Here is a 19592-nt window from a genome sequence, read left to right as displayed (position 1 = left end):
CTTTTCTAATGATTTCCGGTCACGGGCACGGATTACCGACGCGCTGATGGATGGCGTCGACTGCCTTCTGCATCTCATCCGTCCAGGTGACCTCGGCTGAGGACAGCGCCATATCGAGCTGCGCGACGCTGGTGGCGCCGACGATGTTCGCGGTCACGAACGGCCGGCTCGATACATAAGCGTTGGCAAAGAGCGCCGGCTCCATGCCGAAGGAGCGCGCCAACTCATTGTATTCGAGCAGCACCTCTGCCGCATTCGGCGTCTCGTAGCGCTGGCCGCGGTTGAAAAGCTGCGAGCGTGAGCCTTGCGGCCGCGCGCCATGATCGTATTTGCCGGTCAGATAGCCCTGCGCCAGCGGCGAATAGGCAAGCAGCGAAACCTCTTCGCGCTCGCAGACCTCGGCCAGGTTCACCTCGAAGGTGCGATTGACCAGATTGTAGGCGTTCTGCAACGAGGCGACGCGCGGGCCGATGCCCTTGCCGGATTCGGTGAGGAAACGCATGACGCCCCACGAGCTCTCGTTCGACAGGCCGAGATGGCGGATCTTGCCTGCCTTCACCAGTTCCTCGAAGACGGCGAGCGTCTCGGTGATCGGCGTCTCGCCCGCCGGAGCGCCGGCAGCGTCGGCCCGACGCGCCACCGCGCCGATGCGCGTGGGATTCGAGCCCCATGGAATGTCTCGGTCCGGCCAGTGGATCTGGTAGAGGTCGATATAGTCGGTGCGGAGTTTGGCCAGCGACTTCTCGACCGCATCGAAGATATCGGCGCGCACCAGCTTCGATGGCCGATCGCCGCGGAACCAGGTGTTGGCCGTGCGGCCGACCACTTTCGAGGCGATGATGACCTTGTCACGATTTCCCTTCGCCTTCATCCAGCTGCCGATGATCCTCTCGGTCCATCCTTGCGTCTCCGCCTTCGGCGGGATCGGGTAAAGCTCGGCCGTGTCGATGAAATTGACCCCGCGCGAGAATGCCAGGTCCATCTGCGCATGACCTTCCGCCTCGGTGTTCTGCTGGCCCCAGGTCATCGACCCCAGGCAAATTTGCGAAACAAGGAGATCGGTCCGACCGAGGCGGCGTTTTTGCATTGAAATGTCTCCGGCGGGGTTTTGCGCAGGGCTGCGCGGGGAGGAAGCCCAAGCATAGAGCAAAGCAGCGATGCTCTCCAAGCCCTTCTGCCGGCGGGAGTCTCAGTCTGAAATTTAGATCAACCTGCAGATCGTGTAGTAGACCACCACGTGCGTCGCTTCGAACATCGCCAATGTAGCGACAAAGACTAAGGCGAGAACAACTGAAGGATATCGGTCGTACCATGAAGGTGGCTCATCGCCGCTCTCGTTGAGAACAGCACGAACCTGCTTGAAAACGGCTAGAAAACGAACTCCGGTCCACACGGCAGCCCACGCCACGACGAATTCAATGGAAAAGCCCCGGACTGCGAAATAAATCGGGCCAAGGAGTGAGATTAGTGGAACAAAAACGCTCATTTGCGGGCTGGAATATCAACCGACCTTAGCGCCGGGTGGCAGCCAGCGCCCGCCGTTTGGCCTCGTCGATCAGCATATTGGCCACCTGCATGCGGATCATGGCGCGCTGGCGCAGATGCGGCGCGACGCGGTCGGGATGGTTGGAAAAGGCGAAGTTGCGGCGCATGCGGCCGAAATCGGCATTCTTGCCGGGGCGGTCGAGGCCGAGCTCTCCGGCAATCGATTCGGGATCGATCGGCGGCAGCTTTTCTTCTGGCCGGTGCTCTTCATCGGCAAGCGTCAGCTTGGCCTGGTCGAGAAGCGCGGCGAACTCTGCCGCGAGGTCGGCGCCCGCCTCACGATATTCGGCGGCGACGCTCTCGCCAGCAACCTTGATGCGCCCTGAGTGAAGCTCGTCCGCCACCGACAGGTAGTCGAACGGAATGGAGGGCCGGGCGCCCCCATCCTCGCCCTTCTCGGCGGCTATGATGAGGTCGTCGAGCAACGAAGCGAAATCGAGCTTGTTCCCGGTGCCGATCTCAGCCTCCCCTTTCACGACGGTTTTCACTGTCGCGGTCGACCTTAGATCGCTCTCGTTAAAAATGAATGCCGACGACGTTAACAATTGTGGGCATTCAGCTCCGAAAACCTGCTGCCGAATGCACGGAAATGAAAGGCCGGACTGCATTTTCGTGCAGCCCGGCAGGATCGCCAGGAGTGGCGAGGAAAAAGCCGGCCATGTGCCAGCACCGAGGCGTACGGTCGAGCGTCCGCAAAAGTTTCAGAAAGAATCGATTATGACGAAAAAAACGCCAGGCATGGCTGCCATGCAATTGCTGCACTGCACAATTGTAACAAATCACCTATATCTTAGACGTGTGGAGGACAAATTAGGGGCCTGGGATATGGGGTTCTTCACCGAAATGTTCGCGCGGCCGCGCCCGCAGGAACAGCAGCGTTACCGCTCGGCGCTCGCGCTTCTCAACGCGATGAGCAATGCCGACCGCGCCGATATCGGCATCAAGCCAGCCGATTTTCCGCGTATCGCCCGCGAAATGTCGATACGCTGACGATGAAAAGAGGTTTCCCGGCACCGGGAAACCTCTTGGTCTTCAGCGTCCCAGGAACGTCGCCTTGCCCAGCGGCACGCCGTTGTGCCGCAGGATGTCGTAGGCCGTGGTGACGTGGAAGTAGAAGTTCGGCATGGCGGCGTTGAGCAGATATTGCAGCCCGTTCATCGACACCTCGCGCCCGGCAAGCCTGAGTTCGATCGTCCGCTCCTCCGACCCGTCGAGATCCGCCGCAGAGAACGACGCCAGATGGTCGAGCGTCTTGGCGATTCGGGCGTGCAGCTCTTCAAAGCTTGACTCGTTGTCCTCGTATTTCGGCACTTCTCGGCCGGCGAGCCGCGACGGCGCGCCTTTGGCATGGTCGGTGGCGATCTGCACCTGCCGGGTCAACGCGAACATGTCGGGCGCGAGCCTGGCGGACAGGAACACCTGCGGGTCGATCTTGCGATCGGTGGCGTTCTGCTCGGCCAGCGACAGCACGCTGTCCAGCGCCTTCAGCCGGGCCGAAAAGACGGCCACGGAAATGTCGTACATGGATATGGTCACGTGAGTAATCTCCCTAGGCGGCCTTAGCGCCGCGGATGATCAGCTAGTGCCTCCCGACCCGATTCTTCAAGCAGCCCTGCCCCCGCGTCACCGCGCCGCCGCAATCGCCGTGGTAGTATTTTTGTTATCGAGCGGAGATTCCCCGATGAGACGCATCTTTCTCGCAGCGACTGCCTTGTTTTCCCTTGCCGGCATCAGCCAGTCGGCGCTCGCCGCCGAAGCGCCCTATATCGACGACCGGTCCAGTGCCGAGGCAGTCATCCGCTCGCTCTACAGCGCCATAAGCCGGCATGAATTCGCCCGCGCCTGGGGGTATTTCGGCGATACAAAGCCGGCGAAAGATTTCAACGCCTTCGTCAAGGGTTACGACAACACCGATACGGTCGAGGTCAAGACCGGCGCCGTTTCGAACGAAGGGGCTGCCGGCAGCATCTACTACAGCGTTCCCGTCGCCATCCAGGCGACCGACAAGAAGGGCGAAGCAAAAGTCTTTGCCGGCTGCTACACACTGCGCCAGGTCAACGCGCAGATCCAGGAACCGCCGTTCCAGCCGATCTTCATCGACAAGGGCGCGCTGAAGCCGTCGACGTCAGATTTTGAGGATGCCGTGCCGGCAAGCTGTGGCGACGGCCCGCCACCGCCGAAAAAGGACGAAGCGCTGGAACAGGCCAGGAAGGCGTTCCTCGCCACTTATGGCGAACAGTGCGACAGGGAGAATCCGGAAGGCAAGCCAGTCGGCGAGCCGGACGCCTACTCCATCCATTACAAGGACAAGGATGCCGGTGCCGACGAGCCGGAGCGCGAGACGCGCCTCTTCCGCTTTTTCTGTTCGATGGCCGCCTACAATGAAAGCGCGGTCTATTACATCTATGATGACGTCAACGGTGTAAGGCAATTGCAATTCGCCTCACCCGAGCTCGACATCCGCTACGAGAACAACAACAGCGAAGGCAAGGTCGAGGGGATCCACATCATCGGCTTCCAGACCGACGATCAGCTGGTCAATTCCGACTATGACGACAAGACCAAGACGATCAGCTCGATGAACAAATGGCGCGGCGTCGGCGACGCTTCATCGGCCGGTACCTATCTGTTCCGCAACGGCAATTTCTCGCTGGTGCAATATGACGTCGACGCGTCCTATGACGGCGAGATCAACCCCGAGACCGTGCTGGACTACAACACGCCGCCTTGAGCCGGCGCCGGTTCAAGGTGCCTTCGTCAGCATCCAGTTCAACGCGCCGCGCCAGTCGACCATGCGGATCGGCGTGCCGTGCGTGCCGGTCTCGAAGCGCACGAAGCGGGTTGGATAGGCCTTCGACTTGGCGAGGATCGAGCGGAAGAAAGCTTCCTGCTTCTCCACCGGGAAAACCACGTCATGGCTGCCCTGTCCAAAAAACACCGGCACGCGGCGCTTGAAGGCCGGGCTGGTCAAAAAACTGTCGTCCCAGAGCGAGCCAAGCAGCAGCAGCCCGTCGATCCGGGTGCCGGTGTCCTTGCGGTCGGCCAGCTTCCAGCAGAGGATGCCGCCCATCGAGCCGCAGGCGACGAAGATTTTGGCGCCGGGCGATTTCTCGGCATAGTGATCGATCAGCGCCGCGACCTGCGCGGCGCCCTTGTCGCCGAAATCAGGAAAATCCGGCGAGAGGTAGAGGCCGCCATTTTCGGCCATCAGATTCTTGATGCGGTTGAAATTGCCGCCGAAGGTGAAGTCGTCTACGCCCTGCTTGCGGCTGCCGCCCTGCCCGTGCAGGTAGAGCACGATGATGGCCGCGCCTTCCGTCTTACCGACCGCGACATGCCTGACGTCGCCGACATCCGTCCTCAGCATCAAATCCTGCTGCACCCTGCGCACGCCGGGGTCGGTAAATTGCGCATGCACGCGCTTTTCCGGCACCTCGTCGCGCTGGTTGATATCGCGCATCTCGCGATAGTCGAGGACCGTGTAGGCGCCGTTGTCGCCGGTCGACAGCGTCGCCGGGTAGGCGAAAAGGTCGTCCTTGAAGGGTTTGAGTTCGACAGCGCCGGCGTAGTCGGCAGAAAAAAGGATAAACAGAGAAACCAGAAGGGTATGGAGCGTGAACACCCCCCTCTGCCCTGCCGGGCATCTCCCCCTCAAGGGGGGAGATTGGCAGCTTCGATGGCTGCGTCCATTCTGCAGCCTTGGAGATTGGCGAAAGCCGATGTGACATCCAATCTCCCCCCTTGAGGGGGAGATGCCCGGCAGGGCAGAGGGGGGTAAGCGGCGACGAAGGAGGAAAAGGAGAGCCATAGCCGAGCCATGCGAAATTCGGCTTCGGTTTGTCAATCCTGCAGGACGCCGCCCGCCCCTTCCAGCGCCTCGCGTGTATCGACGTCGATCGAGGCGCCCTGGCCGATCTCGACATCGATGACGTCGAAACCCTCGGACTCGACCAGATGGCGCGCGCCGGTGTCACCCTCGAGATGCGCGACGGCGGAAAACAGCGAACGCGGCAACAGCACGGGGTTGCCGCGCTTGCCGAGATGCGCGGCGCGCACCACCGCGCGACCACCGGACCTGCGAAACGCGTCGATCAAGCTATCGAGGTCCTTCGACGAGACGCCGGGCATGTCGCCGAGCACGATCATGGCGCCGGCAGCGTCGGGCGCAACCCGCGCGATACCGGCCTTCAGCGACGAGGCCAAGCCGTCGACGAAGTCCGGATTGTCGGCGAGCCTCACATCGAGGCCGGAAAGCGCCGAACGGACACGCTCGCGCTGATGGCCGGTGACGACGATGGTGGCGGCGGCCTTCGAGCCCAGCGCCCGCTCGGCCGTGCGGCGCACCAGCGGCTTGCCGTCGAACAGTGCCAGCAGCTTGTTCGGCCCGCCCATGCGACTGGAGCGGCCGGCAGCAAGAAGCACGATGTCGACCCTCGGCTCCGATCGTGCCGACTGTGACGCCGGCAGCGGCTCGCGCGGCTGCGGCCTTGTCGGGATTTCCATCAGGAGACCCCCGACGCCCATACCGGCAATGTCGCCCGCAGTCACGTCGAGCCCGGCGATCAGCCGGTCGAGCACCCAGTCGAAACCGTTTTCCTTGGGGCTGCGGGCGCAGCCGGGCGCGCCGATGACGCGCTTGCCGCCCAGCGTTCCAAGCACCAGCAAATTGCCGGGATCGACCGGCATGCCCGCGCGGATCACGGTACCACCGGCGCGTTCGATCGCCGCCGGGATGACATCGGCGAAATCGGCCAGCGCCGAGGCGCCGAAGATCACCACCATATCGTTGTCGCGGGCCAGCGCGCTTGCTGCTTCCGCGACGGGCGCGATCTCATGCGGGATGCGCCGTTCCGCCGTCAGCCGGCCGCCCGAGCGCGCCAGCCGCGCCTCGGTGACGCGCAGCGTCTTGTCGAGCACGCTTGCCTTCACGCTGGGGAGCACCGTCTGGATGACGCCGATATTGACCGGCTGGTAGGCGTTGACGGCAAATATCTCCCTACGGGTGCAGATCTTCACCACCGCGTCCACCAGGCTTGCGGCGACGGCAAAGGGGATGATCTTAACCGTCGCCACCATCTGGCCCTTCTCGACCGGCGCGTGCTGCGCCAGCGTCGCGATGGTGATGGACGGATCGATTGCATTGATGGCGTCGATCATTTCCACGCTGACGGTGAAGACGCCTGCGGTTTCGGCATGCAGGTTGACGCGTCCTGTTGCGGCGGGCTTCGTCTCGACATTGCGATGTGCCATGCCCAACGCGATTTTTTCGGCCGCGGCATCCTCGCCAAGATCGTCGGGAGCCAGAACGGCCACGACGACTTCACTGATACCGGCCGCCTTCAGCGCCGCAACGTCGTCGCCGCTCAGCCGATGCGCCTTGCGAAACCGCCGCGCGCCGGCGGTGGTCGCATGCGCCAGCACCGCGCCTTCGGCCTCATCGATCGGAACCGAACCGAACTTCACGCCACGGCGCCTTTCGCTTCGAGACCGCGCGAGCGGAAGGCGTGGATGGCCTGCGCCAGGACGGCTACAGCGATCTCGGCCGGGCTCGCCGCGCCGATGTCGAGACCGATCGGCGCATGGATGCGGGCGATCTGGTCGGCGCTGGCGCCAAGCGCCAGCAGGCGCCCGACCCGCTTGGCGTGGGTCTTCCTGCTGCCCAGCGCGCCGACATAGAAGCACCCGGCATCGAGCGCCGCCTTCAGTGCAAAATCGTCGATCTTCGGATCGTGGGTGACGGCGGCAAGCGCGGTGTAGCTGTCGAGCGGCTCGCGCTGCAGCACGTCCTCAGGCCATTCGGCATGAAGCGCCACATCCGGGAAGCGTTCGGGCGTGGCGAAGGCGGTGCGAGGGTCAATGATCTCGACCGGATAGCCGGCGATCCTGGCCATCGGCGCCAATGCCTGGCTGATATGCACGGCGCCAATCACCACCAGGCGGGGGCGCGGCAGATGCACGTTGAGAAAGAAGGTCCGCCCTTCCGCCTCGACAGATTCCGAATTGCCGGTGCGGAATGCCCTGGCGATCGCCGCGCCGAGATCGCCCGCAACATGGTCGCCCTCGCGCACAATGCGGTCGCGGCCGTCGCCGAGATCGGTGACCAGCACCGCGGCACGGCGAGCGCGGCGTTCTTCGTTCAGTGTCTTGAGAACGTGGGGGTCCATAAGAAAGTCTCTCGTTTGAGCATGATTTTGTCTGCAAACCGGTTCCCACTTTGCGGGATCATGCTCTAGCCCAGCCGTTCGACATAGACCTTGATGCGGCCGCCGCAGGACAAGCCCACCTGCCATGCCGTTTCGTCGGCAACGCCGAACTCCAGCATCCTGGCCTTGCCGCTGTCGATGACATCGACCGCCTCGGTCACCACCGCGCCCTCGACGCAGCCGCCGGAAACGGAGCCGTGGAAATTGCCCTCGGCGTCGATGACCAGATGGCTGCCGACCGGGCGCGGCGCCGAGCCCCAGGTTTCGACCACGGTCGCGATGGCGACATCCTTGCCGTCCTTCATCCAGCCTTCCGCGATGATCAGGGGATCGCGGGCCTCATCGAGATAAATGCTCTCGTCCATCGTCACTTCTCACAAAGTCTGTTTTTCAGGGGAAACGCATGTTTTCCCCACGAACATATGGCTACGCGGCATGCCTCTCGCCAGTTTGCAGCCAGCGGCGCGGATCGACCGATGCCGCCGGCCGCTGGTCGAGCGAAGCGCAAAGATCGGCCAGCGCATCGAGATTATGCACCGCGCGGAACTCGTCGACATGCGGCAGCATCGCCTTGACGCCGCGGGCACGCGCCTCGAAACCGTCGAAGCGCAACAGCGGGTTGAGCCAGATCAGCCGCCGGCAGGATTTGTGCAGCCGCTCCATCTCCTCCGACAGGCCGCTGACGTCGTCGCGCTCGAGGCCGTCGGTGATCAAGAGCACCACCGCGCCCTGCCCCAGCACGCGGCGCGACCACAGCCGGTTGAACTCGGCGAGAGCATCGCCGATGCGGGTGCCGCCCGACCAGTCCTTCACTGCTGCCGAGCATTCGGCCAGCGCCTCGTCGGGATCGCGGTGACGCATCTGGCGGGTGAGGTTCGTCAGCCGCGTGCCGAAGACGAAGGCGTGCACGCGCCGGCGCTTCTCCGTCAATGCGTGAAGGAAGTGGAGGAAGATGCGCGTGTACTGGCTCATCGAACCGGAAATGTCGGCCAGCACGACCAGCGGCGGATGCACTTCGCGCCTCGAGCGGAATTTCGGCAGGATCAGCGTGCCGCCGGTGCGCGCGGCCGAGCGCATCATGGCGCGCGGATCGATGCGCCGCCCTTGTGCATCCGACTTGAAGCGCCGCGTGCGTACCAGATCGAAGGGCAGCCGCAACGCCGCGATCGCCTTTTTGGCCTCGGCCAGTTCGGCCGCATCCATCTGGGCAAAATCCTTGGCCCTCAGCACCTCGTTGCCGGAGAAGGTGAAACGCGCATCGACCTCGATCTCAGGCACTTCCCGCACCGGCTGGTTCTTGTGGTGGCCTTCGAACATCGCCTGGCTGACGCGGTTTTCGGCTGCCCGCGGCTTTTGCTTTTCACGATCGTCGGGCGCGACCGGCGAAAACATCGCCAGCAGCTTCTCGATCAATTCGTGCGACTTCCAAAACAGGCGGAAGGCTTCGTCGAAAACCGGATGATCCTCGTGCCGCGAGACCAGCACCGCATGCAGCGTCCAGTAGAAATCGTCGCGCGAGCCGATGCCGGCGGCAAGCACCGCCTCGATGGCATCCTTGACCGAGGCCGGCCCGACGCGCATGCCGGCCTTGCGCAGCGCCCGCGCAAAATAGACGATGTTGTCGGCGATGTGCCCATCCGCTGTCGCCTCTTTGGGTTCCGGGCGCGGCGATGGCATCGCACCTACTCCGCGGCCGAAAGCTCGGCCTTGACCTCATTGAGGATACGCCGGCCTTCGCCCTGTTCGATGCGGGCAATGTCGTCCTGGTATTTCAGCAGCACGCCGATCGTGTCGGATACCGTTTCCGGATCGAGCGCCACCTTGTCGAGTTCGGTGAGCGCGCCGGCCCAGTCGATGGTTTCGGCGACGCCCGGCGCCTTGAACAGCTCGACCTGGCGCAGCTTCTGGATGAAGGACACCACCTCGGCCGACAGCCTCCTATTCGCCTGCGGCACCTTGCGCCGCACGATCTCCAGCTCGCGCTCGGCGTTCGGATAGTCGACCCAGTGATAGAGGCAGCGCCGCTTCAACGCGTCGTGGATCTCACGCGTGCGGTTGGTGGTGATGATGACGATCGGCGGCTCTTCCGCCTTGATCGTGCCGAGTTCCGGGACGGTGACCTGGAAGTCCGACAATATCTCGAGCAGGAAGGCCTCGAAGGCCTCGTCGGTGCGGTCGAGTTCGTCGATCAGGAACACCGGCGCCGCACCCGACTTGCCGGTCAGCGCATCGAGCACCGGACGGCGGATCAGGTATTTTTCGGAAAAGACGTTGCGCTCCATGTCGGAGCGCACGACTTTGCCAGCCGCCTCCTCCATGCGGATTTCGATCATCTGGGCGGCGTAGTTCCACTCATAGACGGCGGAGGAGACGTCGAGCCCCTCATAACACTGCAACCGGATCAGCCTGCGGCCGAGCGCATCTGCCAGCACCTTGGCGATCTCGGTCTTGCCGACGCCGGCCTCGCCTTCGAGGAACAGCGGCCGCTTCATGCGCAGCGACAGGAACAGCACCGTCGCCAGCGAGCGATCCGCGACATAATCCGCGCCGGTCAGGAGATCGAGCGTCTCGTCGATCGACTTCGGCGCGGGCCGCGGCACAGTCATTTTGTCTCCGTGGATCCCGCGCACCCGTTTCACAGAACGTGGTAGCCGCGGTTGTGGTAGATCAGCGGCCGCAAATTATCGCCGATGCGCAGGCCTGTCACCTTGCCAAAAAGCACACGGTGGGTGGCGAAATCCTTGGCGTCGATGATCTGGCAATCAAACACGGCGAGCGCGCCTTTCAGCGTCGGCGCGCCTGTCGAGATCACGTCCCATTCGCCGAGCGCGAAGCGTTCTTCGGGCGGCAGGCCGGTCATGCCGGAAAAGCCCACAGAGATCGCCTCCTGGTCCGAGGCGAGCGTGTTCAGCGCAAAGTTGCCGTTCCTGATGAACGGTTCGTTCTTCGGATTTTCGCGATTGAGGCAGACGAGCACGGTGGGCGGCGTGTCGGAGACCGAGCAGGCGGCAATCACCGTTGCACCGCGTTTGCCCGCCGGGCCGTCCGTCGTCACCACATGCACATGGCCAGCAAAATGCGCCATCGCATCGCGATAGTGCTGGGGCCCGATGTCATTGATCTTCAGCACCCGATGATTCCACCTGTCAAAACCAAGTCCGTTATATATGGCCACATATTGCACGCCACAAGTTGCCTGGCACGGGCGAAGTGCTTGACCGCAATCCTGAAATTCGCGTGTTGCGCCGGGATTAGCCAGCCTTTAGGTCTTTGCTGGAATAGTGCCGGACTGTAACTCCGGCATAGGGGAACCTCTTCGCCCGAATGCGCCATATCACGACGACATTAGCCGCGCTGTTCTGGCTGTCGCTGGCCGCGAGCGCCAATGCCGATATATTAGTCGGCGTCGCCGCGCCGCTCTCCGGGCCGTCGGCGATCCTCGGCAAGCAGATCGAGGCAGGAAGCGGTCTGGCGGCGGAGGCCCAAGGCATCACGGTCAAGACCGTCGACGACGCCTGCACCGCCGACGGCGGCGCGGCGGCCGCCAGGCAATTCGTGGACGCGAAAGTCAGTGTCGTTGTGGGTTTTCTCTGCACCGAAGCGATCGAGGCGGCGCTGCCGATCCTGAAGGACGCCAATATTCCGGTCATCACCGTCGGCGTGCGCACCGAGAGCCTGACCGACAGGCGCGCCAAGACCGGCTGGCCGGTCTACCGCCTCGGGCCGCGCGGCGACGACGAACGCAATGCCGTGGCCACCATCCTCACGCGGCTTTGGCAGAACGACTTGTTCGCCATTGTCGACGACGGCACCATTTATGGCCGAGAGATCGCCGAGACCTTCCGCGCGGCCGCCGAACAGGCGGCGCTGAAGCCGGTCTTCGTCGACACCTTCCGGCCGCAGCTCGACAACCAGATCGGGCTTATCGGCCGTTTGAAAAAGGCTGGAGCCACAAAAGTGTTTGCCGGCGGCGACGGCGACGACATCGCCATCATGGGGCGCGACGCCGCGCAGCTCGATGTCGGCATCACCTTCGCCGGCGGCGAGACATTGCGGACGCCGACCGGCGACGTCCCCTACGCGGTAGGCACGCTGATGATCGCATTGCCGGAATGGGCGGAGGTCGCAGACCCCAAGGTCGTGCAGGCCTTTGGCGAAAGGAAGATCGTGACGGACGGCTATACCTTGCCGGCCTATGCCGCGGTGGAGGTGGCGAAAGCGGCAACGGCCGATGCGGAAAGCTCCGGCAGGTCGCTCGCCGAGGCCCTGACCGGACATGATTTCGCAACCGCGATCGGCACCATCCGCTTCGACGAAAAGGGCGATCTCGGTCAGAACCCGTTCCGCGCCTTCCGCTTCGACGGCACGCATTTCGTACCGCTGGAGGAAAAGTGATGTTCCGCACCGGACCCCGTAACCTGATCACCGATGTCGCCGGCCTCAGCGTCGGCAATGCGGACGACGCCAGGCTGAAATCGGGTGTCACGGTGGTGCTCTGCGAGGAGCCAGCGGTGGCCGGCGTCCAAGTGCTGGGCGGCGCGCCCGGCACGCGCGAGACCGATCTGCTCGAGCCGCAGAATTCCATCGAAGCCATCCACGCCGTCGTGCTGTCCGGCGGTTCGGCCTTCGGGCTCGATGCCGCTTCCGGCGTGCAGGCAGCGTTGCGGGAGAAAAACATCGGCGTCGAAGTCGGCGGTTTTCGCGTCCCGATCGTGCCGGCGGCGATCCTGTTCGACCTGCGCAATGGCGGCGACAAGGATTGGGGCCGTTACCCGCCCTATCGCGAGCTCGGCTACGCGGCGGTTCAGGCGGCAACGGCCGACTTCCCGATCGGCACGGTCGGCGCCGGCACCGGCGCGCTGACCTCTGGCCTAAAAGGCGGGCTGGGGTCGGCCTCGAGCGTGCTCGACAGCGGCGTCACCATCGGCGCGCTCGCGGCCGTCAACCCGACTGGCTCGGTGACGGTCGGGCGCAGCCGCCACTTCTGGGCGGCGCCCTTCGAGATCGGCGACGAATTCGGCGGCCTGGGCTATCCCGATCCGATACCGGAAGACGCCAGAAAAATATTGCTGAAATACCGCGACAAGCATGTCGGTGCACCGCCAGAAGGCGGCAGCACCACCATCGCCGTCATCGCCACCGACGCGGTTCTGACCAAGGCTGCAGCCAAACGTCTGGCGATTTCGGCGCATGACGGGTTTGCCCGCGCCATCTGGCCGACTCACACGCCGGCCGACGGGGACCTGGTCTTCGCGCTGGCGACCGGCAGTAGCGGCATCGAGCTCAGCGCCGACGCAGCGATCGACCTCTATGCGGCGGCCGGCGCCACCATGGCGCGCGCCATCAGCCGCGGTGTCCATGCGGCCACGCCCGCCGAGGGCGATCTGTTTCCGGTCTGGTCGTCTCGCTGACGATCGTTCGGGATCAGGTCGGGTCGGACTTCTCTTCCTCGAACGTCACCGCGACATCCGAATTCGCCGACAACCAGACTTTTTTCTCGTCGATTTCCGCGACGAGACTGAGCGGAATGTAGTGGTGGTGGCCTCTATGCCTTCCCATGCCGCTGTCGGCCCTGATCAGCTTGATCCGCTGCCCTTCGACCCTGTCGACAGTGCCAACATGAACGCCGTCGGCGCCGATCACTTCCATTTGCCCGCGAATCTTGCTGATGTCGGTGGTCATGCTGGTCCTCCGTTGGATGGCCGCGCCCCCGTCGACGTGAGACGGCCGACAATAACAAACGAGCGCCGGATTGGATGCATCGAGCGGCACGTCTTGTTCACCATGGCGTGATAGGCATGACGCCAATGAGACAGACCGCATCGCCAGCGACACGCAACCTGAACGGCCATTCGCCGTGCGACGCGGTCCGCTGCCCGTGACGCCGCTGCAGCCAAGCCCGTTGCGCCTGCGCCTGGGAACCCGCCTGCGCGATGCCCTGCCCTCGGCGGGCGCGGCTGTCGTTGGCGCCTTGCTCTGGGGCATGGCGATGGGCACCAGCGCGTTCCGCAATCTGCTGCTCTATAACTGGGAGACGTCGGACAGGATCCGCCTCGTCGTGTCTCTGTATTTCATCGGCGGCGCGCTTGCCTTTCCGGTCGGGTTGACGCTTGCCAGGCTGGTATCGCGCGGCCGGCACTGGGAAACCGCTTTTGCCGCCGCCTTCGTATGCCTGCTTGCCACCACGCTCGCCTTCACCGGCGGCCTTTTCGCGCTGCAGTACCGTTCCTATTACGCCGAGTGGCACGCGCCGGCCTTCACGCTGACCTGGGCATTCGAACTCGTGTTCACGGCGCTGACAGCGCTCTATCAGTTCGTCGTCTTGGGTGTGCGGCTCTATTTCCCGCTCGGCTTCTTCGCCCTTGCCGCCGCCAGCATCTGGTTCGCGCGCCAGCGGCGTTGAGCATTTGGCCCGCCTCTGTTAGGACGCGGCCAAAGCTTCTCCCAGGCAGGACTTGGAAACGATGATCCCTCGCTATTCCCGGCCGGAAATGGTCGCCATCTGGTCGCCCGAAACCCGCTTCCGCATCTGGTTCGAGATCGAGGCGCATGCCTGCGACGCGCTGGCCGAGCTCGGTGTCATCCCGAGGGAAGCGGCGGAAACCATCTGGGAAAAGGGCGGCGCCGCCAAATTCGACGTCGACAAGATCGATGAAATCGAGCGCGTCACCAAGCACGACGTAATTGCTTTCCTCACCCATCTCGCCGAATTCGTCGGACCGGATGCCCGCTTCATCCACCAGGGCATGACCTCGTCCGACGTTCTCGACACCTGCCTAGCGGTGCAGCTCACGCGCGCCAGCGACATCCTGCTTGCCGACATCGACGCGCTGCTTGGCGCCCTGAAGCGCCGCGCCTTCGAGCACAAGGACACCATCACCATCGGCCGCAGCCATGGCATCCATGCCGAGCCGACCACCTTCGGCGTCAAGCTGGCGCAGGCCTATGCCGAGTTCTCGCGCTGCCGCGAGCGGCTGGCGCATGCGCGCGAAGACGTCGCCACCTGCGCCATCTCGGGGGCCGTAGGCACCTTCGCCAACATCGATCCCTATGTCGAAGAGCATGTGGCGAAGAAGCTCGGCCTGAAGCCGGAGCCGGTGTCGACGCAGGTCATTCCCCGCGACCGCCACGCCATGTTCTTCGCCACGCTCGGCGTCATCGCCTCGTCGGTCGAGCGGCTGGCCATCGAAATCCGCCACCTGCAGCGCACCGAGGTGCTGGAAGCGGAAGAGTATTTCTCGCCGGGACAGAAGGGCTCCTCGGCGATGCCGCACAAGCGCAACCCGGTTTTGACCGAGAATCTCACCGGCCTTGCCCGCATGGTGCGCTCCTATGCCATGCCGGCCATGGAGGATGTGGCGCTCTGGCACGAGCGTGACATTTCGCATTCCTCTGTCGAGCGCATGATCGGGCCGGACGCGACGGTGACGCTGGACTTCGCGCTTTCACGACTGACCGGCGTCGTCGACAAGCTGCTCGTCTATCCCGACAACATGCTGAAGAACATGAACAAGTTCCGCGGCCTGGTGCATTCGCAGCGCGTGCTTCTGGCACTGACGCAGGCCGGCGTGTCACGCGAGGACGCCTACCGCCTCGTGCAGCGCAACGCCATGAAGGTGTGGGAGCAAGGCGCTGATTTCCTTCAGGAACTTCTCACCGACAAGGACGTGACCGCGGCGCTGCCCGAGGCTGAGATCCGCGAGAAATTCGACCTTGGCTACCACACCAAGCACGTCGACACGATCTTCAAGCGGGTGTTTGGGAAGGCCTAAGTTCCCTTCTCCCCGTTTACGGGAGAAGGAAGCTGTGCCGACGCTCAATCACGCCTTGCCAGGCACAGTGCGGATAACTGTACCCCACGGGTCTTCCCGCGCAGTCTCGGCCTTCACATTGTCCGAGCGCATTTCGACCCAGGCGAGACCCGAGCGGGCAGGATCGCGGCGGCCGGCGCCGGCGCTGTGCCATGCGTTGGCACCGATATGGTGATGGTAGTGGCCCGACGACAGGAACACGGCCTGGCCGCCATATTTGGCCACCGTGTCGAAGCCGAACTCGTCATGCCACCAGGCTTCCGCCTCTTCCGGCCGGCCGACGCGCAGATGGACGTGGCCGACGATGGTGTTTTCCGGCGCGCCCTGCCAGCCGGCGTCACCCGCCGGCACGCTGGCGACGACCGCGGGCAGGTTCAACCGCTCGGTCGCCATGGCTATTCTGTCGCCGTTCCATTTCCAGTCCTGCGGGCGGCGGTCGGCATAGATCTCGATACCGTTGCCCTCGGGGTCGGTAAGGTAAAGCGCCTCGCTGACCAGGTGATCCGACGCGCCCTCGATGCCGATCCGGTTGGCGGCGGCATGGTTGATCCAGCGGCCGAGATCGGCGCGCGACGGCAGCAGGAAGGCCGTATGAAAAAGGCCGGCGCTGCGCGGATCGTCAGGCTTGGCCGAGGCATCCTGCTCCAGCACCAGCAGCGGACGGTTGGCGGCGCCAAGCGTGATCGCGCCGTCGGCGCGGCTCAGCTCCTGCAGGCCGACAACGGCGCGGTAGTAGGCGGCCAGATTTTCGGCGTCGCGCGCCTTCAGACCGACACGCGAGACGCTGACCGGCGTGGTCGCGGCAAAAGGCAGTTCGCTCATCTAACTCTCCGTTCTGGCCGCGACCTTCCAGGAGCGGCCATACCAGCTTTTATTAGGTACTTCTGTTTTCCCTCACATTGTCCATCGCGATCGTTCACACAAGACGGAAAGAATCGAACAGGTTGTTCACAATTGTGATCTGCTGCATCCCATTGGCACGGTTGCATGAGACAGGGCCGCTCGCTACATCCGCGCCATGAAAGTCAAGGACGCAGATATTCTCATCGTGCCGGGCTACACCAATTCCGGCCCCGAGCACTGGCAGACCCGTTGGCAGTCGAAGCTGTCGACGGCGCGCCGGGTCGAGCAGGCCGAATGGTCGAAGCCAGTGCGCGAGGACTGGACGGCAAGCGTGGCGAAGGCGGTCAACGAGGCCGAGCGGCCCGTCGTGATCGTCGCGCATTCGCTGGGTGTAGCGGCGGCGGTGCAGGCCATTCCGCAATTCCAGAAGCCGGTCGCGGGCGCCTTTTTCGTCGCGCCGCCGGATGTCGCCAACCCGGAGATCAGGCCGAGGCACCTGATGACCTTCGGCCCCTATGCGCGCGAGCCCCTGCCCTTTCCGTCGATCGTGATCGCCAGCCGCAACGACCCGTTCTGCGCCTTCGGCATCGCCGAGGACATTGCCGCCGCCTGGGGATCGCTGTTCATCGACGCCGGCGAGGCCGGCCATCTCAACGCGGATTCAGGCTTCGGCCCCTGGCCGGAAGGCTCGATGACCTTCGCCAAATTCCTCACGGAACTCAAGGAGCCTTGAGACGCCGGCGCCTTAGGCGCCGATCGAATCCCGCATGCTCTTCAACAGCGTCTTGGCGCCGAGCGAGATCAGCGTGTGGTCCGAGCCCATGGCGAGCAGCCGATAGCCCATCGACACGACGCGCCCTGCCACGGCCGGCTCGATGACGTAGATCGCCGCATGCTTGCCGGCCTTGCGCGTCCGTTCGGCGATCGAAGCGACCGTCTTCATCATGCTTTCCAGCGTCGAATTGACGGTGGCGCCGTTCGACCAGGCAATCGAGAAATCCGACGGCCCGACAAAGATGCCGTCGATGCCGGGCGTCTCGAGGATGCCGTCCAGCGCCTCGAACGCCGCCCGCGTCTCGACCATGGCAAAAGCCATGGTGCGCTGGTTCGAGTCGCGCAGCCATTCGGCATGATCGCCCTTGCCATGGCGCGGAAAGGCGTAGGTCGGGCCCCAGGAACGCTCGCCCATCGGCGGATATTTCATCGCCGCGGCGAACTGCCTGGCATCCGCAACGGAGTTCACCATCGGCGCGATCACCGCCTCGGCGCCAAAATCGAGCGCGCGGCTCGCCATGTCGAAGCGGCCGACCGGAATGCGCACCAGCGCCGGCTTGTTGGCGGCCAGCACCGGCACTAGGCCGCGCAGCACGCTGTCCTCATGGTGGCCGCCATGCTGCATGTCGAGGGTGACGGCGTCAAAACCCTGCTTGGCGATGATTTCGACCGTCAGCGCGTCCGGCACGCCGGACCAAGCGGTGAACAGCGTTTCGTCGGCAGCCAGGCGGGATTTGAGCGACATCTGAACTTTCCTTGTTAACATCGCATCGGCCCGAAAATCGGATCGATTTTCGGAAAGCACGATGCGACACTCAAAGCGTTAGAGCGTACTTTGTGCGCCCGAAGGGGCGCACGTCGCTCTAATGCAGTTTCAGCCGGAAACGGCGGCAAGGCAAAGAAAAACCGCCCGGCTGAGCCGGGCGGTCGATTGGTCCAGCTAGAGCATGATGCCGAAAAGCGTGAAGCGGTTTTCGGACGACATCACGCTCTTAAGACTCAAGCGTTCTTGATCTGCTCGATCGCCTGCGCCATCAGCTCGTCCATGGTGCGGCGGATCTGATGGTCCGACTGGTTGACGCCGGCCGCGTCGAAATCCTTGCGGATCTTGCGGAAGACGTCGTGATCGCCGGCTTCCTCGATATCGGAGACCACCACTTCCTTGGCATAGGCTTCGGCATCGGCGCCGGTTTTGCCAAGCTTTTCGGCGGCCCAGAGGCCGAGCGCCCTGTTGCGGCGCGCCGAGGCCTTGAAGCGGAGCTCTTCGTCGAAAACGAATTTGCGCTCGAAGCCCTCTTCGCGGTCTTTCATGCTGCTCATGACGTCCCTCCGGTCAATCCGATTCGCTTGGCGGTGAATATGTGTGCTGGCCAAGCACAAACCAAAAGGTCGCGGGCCGGTCAATATGCTTGATCGCATGCTGCGCTGCGGCATTTCGGTCTCGAAACCGGTTGATCGGCAGGATTTGCCGATTGAGCAAACACTACGATTGTTATAGACACCGGCATTGAACGCTACCGTCGCCGCAACTAATTTAGGCAGACGGACAGGAAATGGTCGCTTGCCGCCTGCCCGCCAATCCAGAGAAAAAATCAGATGAAAAATCGCCGCCGCATTTACGAAGGCAAGGCCAAGATCCTCTATGAAGGGCCTGAGCCGGGAACGCTGATTCAGTTCTTCAAGGACGACGCCACCGCCTTCAACAAGAAGAAGCATGAGGTGGTCGACGGCAAGGGCGTGCTCAACAACCGCATTTCCGAGCACATCTTCAACCACCTCAATCGCATGGGCATCCCGACCCACTTCATCCGCCGGCTCAACATGCGCGAGCAGCTGATCAAGGAAGTCGAGATCATTCCGCTCGAGGTAGTGGTGCGCAACGTCGCCGCCGGCTCGCTGGCGAAGCGCCTCGGCATCGAGGAAGGCACGGTGCTGCCGCGCTCGATCATCGAATTCTATTACAAGGCCGATGCGCTCGATGACCCGATGGTGTCGGAAGAGCACATCACCGCCTTCGGCTGGGCCAGCCCGCAGGAGATCGACGACATCATGGCTCTGGCCATCCGCGTCAACGATTTCCTCTCCGGCCTGTTCCTGGGTGTCGGCATCCAGCTCGTCGACTTCAAGATCGAATGCGGCCGCCTGTTCGAAGGCGACATGATGCGCATCGTCGTCGCCGACGAGATTTCGCCGGATTCCTGCCGGCTGTGGGACGTGGCGACCCAGGACAAGCTCGACAAGGACCGCTTCCGCCGCGACATGGGCGGCCTGGTCGAGGCTTACCAGGAAGTCGCCCGTCGTCTCGGCATCATGAACGAGAACGAGCCGCCGCGCCCGACTGGCCCGGTGCTCGTCGCCTCCTCCGAGCCGTCGAAGGGCACGAAGCACTGACTGCCAAGCGGCCTGCCGGCAAAGG

General features: G+C 63.7%; 22 protein-coding genes. 8 read left to right on the top strand and 14 right to left on the bottom strand.

Annotated elements, in window-relative coordinates:
* Nucleotides 1-19 precede the first annotated feature (19 nt).
* Entirely contained in the window at nucleotides 20-1087 is a 1068-nt protein-coding gene (locus AC4FWB_RS13010; RefSeq protein ID WP_491026452.1) for an aldo/keto reductase, read from the bottom strand.
* A gap of 424 nt (nucleotides 1088-1511) precedes the next feature.
* The gene (locus AC4FWB_RS13005; RefSeq protein WP_491026450.1) at nucleotides 1512-2021 is read right to left on the bottom strand and encodes a hypothetical protein; all 510 of its coding nucleotides are present in this window, start codon (nucleotides 2019-2021) and stop codon (nucleotides 1512-1514) included.
* Between the two features lie 349 nt (nucleotides 2022-2370).
* On the opposite strand from AC4FWB_RS13005, the gene AC4FWB_RS13000 reads away from it, so the two are divergent.
* Nucleotides 2371-2535 carry a DUF1127 domain-containing protein gene (locus AC4FWB_RS13000; protein ID WP_082954041.1) on the top strand — a complete coding sequence of 55 codons (165 nt, stop codon included), beginning with the start codon at nucleotides 2371-2373 and terminating at the stop codon, nucleotides 2533-2535.
* Between the two features lie 42 nt (nucleotides 2536-2577).
* On the opposite strand, the gene AC4FWB_RS12995 is transcribed toward AC4FWB_RS13000, so the two are convergent.
* Nucleotides 2578-3081: a DUF1993 domain-containing protein gene (locus AC4FWB_RS12995; protein WP_491026448.1), complete on the bottom strand. Its 504-nt coding sequence runs from the start codon at nucleotides 3079-3081 to the stop codon at nucleotides 2578-2580.
* 145 nt (nucleotides 3082-3226) lie between these two features.
* Between AC4FWB_RS12995 and AC4FWB_RS12990 the strand changes: the two genes are divergently transcribed.
* Entirely contained in the window at nucleotides 3227-4276 is a 1050-nt protein-coding gene (locus tag AC4FWB_RS12990) for a DUF1176 domain-containing protein (protein ID WP_491026446.1), read from the top strand.
* A 12-nt stretch (nucleotides 4277-4288) separates the two neighbouring features.
* Here AC4FWB_RS12990 and AC4FWB_RS12985 read toward each other — a convergent pair whose 3' ends face one another.
* The 7 genes from AC4FWB_RS12985 to AC4FWB_RS12955 form a co-directional block, all read right to left on the bottom strand.
* Complete coding sequence (locus AC4FWB_RS12985; RefSeq protein WP_491026503.1) at nucleotides 4289-5146, bottom strand: alpha/beta hydrolase family protein; 858 nt, start codon at nucleotides 5144-5146, stop codon at nucleotides 4289-4291.
* A 239-nt stretch (nucleotides 5147-5385) separates the two neighbouring features.
* A complete protein-coding gene (locus AC4FWB_RS12980; protein ID WP_491026445.1) occupies nucleotides 5386-7008 on the bottom strand; it encodes an NTP transferase domain-containing protein in 1623 nt (540 codons plus the stop codon).
* On the bottom strand, nucleotides 7005-7709 hold the full coding sequence (locus tag AC4FWB_RS12975; RefSeq protein ID WP_491026443.1) for an XdhC family protein: 705 nt from the start codon (nucleotides 7707-7709) through the stop codon (nucleotides 7005-7007). The genes AC4FWB_RS12980 and AC4FWB_RS12975 overlap by 4 nt, the downstream gene beginning before the upstream one ends.
* Nucleotides 7710-7774: 65 nt before the next feature.
* Entirely contained in the window at nucleotides 7775-8113 is a 339-nt protein-coding gene (locus tag AC4FWB_RS12970) for an XdhC family protein (protein ID WP_126100569.1), read from the bottom strand.
* Between the two features lie 61 nt (nucleotides 8114-8174).
* Nucleotides 8175-9425, bottom strand: coding sequence for a vWA domain-containing protein (locus tag AC4FWB_RS12965; protein ID WP_491026441.1), 1251 nt, complete (start codon nucleotides 9423-9425; stop codon nucleotides 8175-8177).
* Nucleotides 9426-9430: 5 nt separating this feature from the next.
* Nucleotides 9431-10354, bottom strand: coding sequence for an AAA family ATPase (locus AC4FWB_RS12960; RefSeq protein ID WP_491026439.1), 924 nt, complete (start codon nucleotides 10352-10354; stop codon nucleotides 9431-9433).
* 29 nt (nucleotides 10355-10383) lie between these two features.
* Nucleotides 10384-10878, bottom strand: a complete 495-nt coding sequence (locus tag AC4FWB_RS12955; RefSeq protein ID WP_491026437.1) for a flavin reductase — start codon at nucleotides 10876-10878, stop codon at nucleotides 10384-10386.
* A gap of 194 nt (nucleotides 10879-11072) precedes the next feature.
* On the opposite strand from AC4FWB_RS12955, the gene AC4FWB_RS12950 reads away from it, so the two are divergent.
* The gene (locus AC4FWB_RS12950) at nucleotides 11073-12143 is read left to right on the top strand and encodes a branched-chain amino acid ABC transporter substrate-binding protein (protein WP_491026436.1); all 1071 of its coding nucleotides are present in this window, start codon (nucleotides 11073-11075) and stop codon (nucleotides 12141-12143) included.
* Nucleotides 12143-13159: a P1 family peptidase gene (locus AC4FWB_RS12945; protein WP_491026434.1), complete on the top strand. Its 1017-nt coding sequence runs from the start codon at nucleotides 12143-12145 to the stop codon at nucleotides 13157-13159. Before AC4FWB_RS12950 ends, AC4FWB_RS12945 begins: the two co-directional genes overlap by 1 nt.
* A gap of 13 nt (nucleotides 13160-13172) precedes the next feature.
* On the opposite strand, the gene AC4FWB_RS12940 is transcribed toward AC4FWB_RS12945, so the two are convergent.
* Nucleotides 13173-13430, bottom strand: a complete 258-nt coding sequence (locus AC4FWB_RS12940; protein ID WP_491026433.1) for a DUF2171 domain-containing protein — start codon at nucleotides 13428-13430, stop codon at nucleotides 13173-13175.
* A 301-nt stretch (nucleotides 13431-13731) separates the two neighbouring features.
* Here AC4FWB_RS12940 and AC4FWB_RS12935 point away from each other — a divergent pair, with 301 nt between their 5' ends.
* On the top strand, nucleotides 13732-14151 hold the full coding sequence (locus tag AC4FWB_RS12935; RefSeq protein ID WP_491026502.1) for a hypothetical protein: 420 nt from the start codon (nucleotides 13732-13734) through the stop codon (nucleotides 14149-14151).
* A 61-nt stretch (nucleotides 14152-14212) separates the two neighbouring features.
* Nucleotides 14213-15520 carry an adenylosuccinate lyase gene (gene purB, locus AC4FWB_RS12930; RefSeq protein WP_491026432.1) on the top strand — a complete coding sequence of 436 codons (1308 nt, stop codon included), beginning with the start codon at nucleotides 14213-14215 and terminating at the stop codon, nucleotides 15518-15520.
* A 48-nt stretch (nucleotides 15521-15568) separates the two neighbouring features.
* Here purB and AC4FWB_RS12925 read toward each other — a convergent pair whose 3' ends face one another.
* Entirely contained in the window at nucleotides 15569-16381 is an 813-nt protein-coding gene (locus AC4FWB_RS12925) for a VOC family protein (protein WP_491026430.1), read from the bottom strand.
* 196 nt (nucleotides 16382-16577) lie between these two features.
* On the opposite strand from AC4FWB_RS12925, the gene AC4FWB_RS12920 reads away from it, so the two are divergent.
* Nucleotides 16578-17135 carry an RBBP9/YdeN family alpha/beta hydrolase gene (locus AC4FWB_RS12920; RefSeq protein WP_491026428.1) on the top strand — a complete coding sequence of 186 codons (558 nt, stop codon included), beginning with the start codon at nucleotides 16578-16580 and terminating at the stop codon, nucleotides 17133-17135.
* Nucleotides 17136-17147: 12 nt separating this feature from the next.
* Here AC4FWB_RS12920 and AC4FWB_RS12915 read toward each other — a convergent pair whose 3' ends face one another.
* Together AC4FWB_RS12915 and AC4FWB_RS12910 are read right to left on the bottom strand one after the other, a co-directional pair.
* A complete protein-coding gene (locus AC4FWB_RS12915; protein ID WP_491026426.1) occupies nucleotides 17148-17921 on the bottom strand; it encodes an HpcH/HpaI aldolase family protein in 774 nt (257 codons plus the stop codon).
* 254 nt (nucleotides 17922-18175) lie between these two features.
* Nucleotides 18176-18496, bottom strand: a complete 321-nt coding sequence (locus AC4FWB_RS12910; protein ID WP_320219031.1) for a DUF1476 domain-containing protein — start codon at nucleotides 18494-18496, stop codon at nucleotides 18176-18178.
* A 276-nt stretch (nucleotides 18497-18772) separates the two neighbouring features.
* On the opposite strand from AC4FWB_RS12910, the gene purC reads away from it, so the two are divergent.
* Complete coding sequence (gene purC, locus AC4FWB_RS12905; RefSeq protein ID WP_059185109.1) at nucleotides 18773-19567, top strand: phosphoribosylaminoimidazolesuccinocarboxamide synthase; 795 nt, start codon at nucleotides 18773-18775, stop codon at nucleotides 19565-19567.
* Nucleotides 19568-19592: the final 25 nt, after the last annotated feature.

This window comes from Mesorhizobium sp. LEGMi-168a, assembly GCF_058312955.1.
This window is presented reverse-complemented; position numbering and strand designations above follow the sequence as displayed.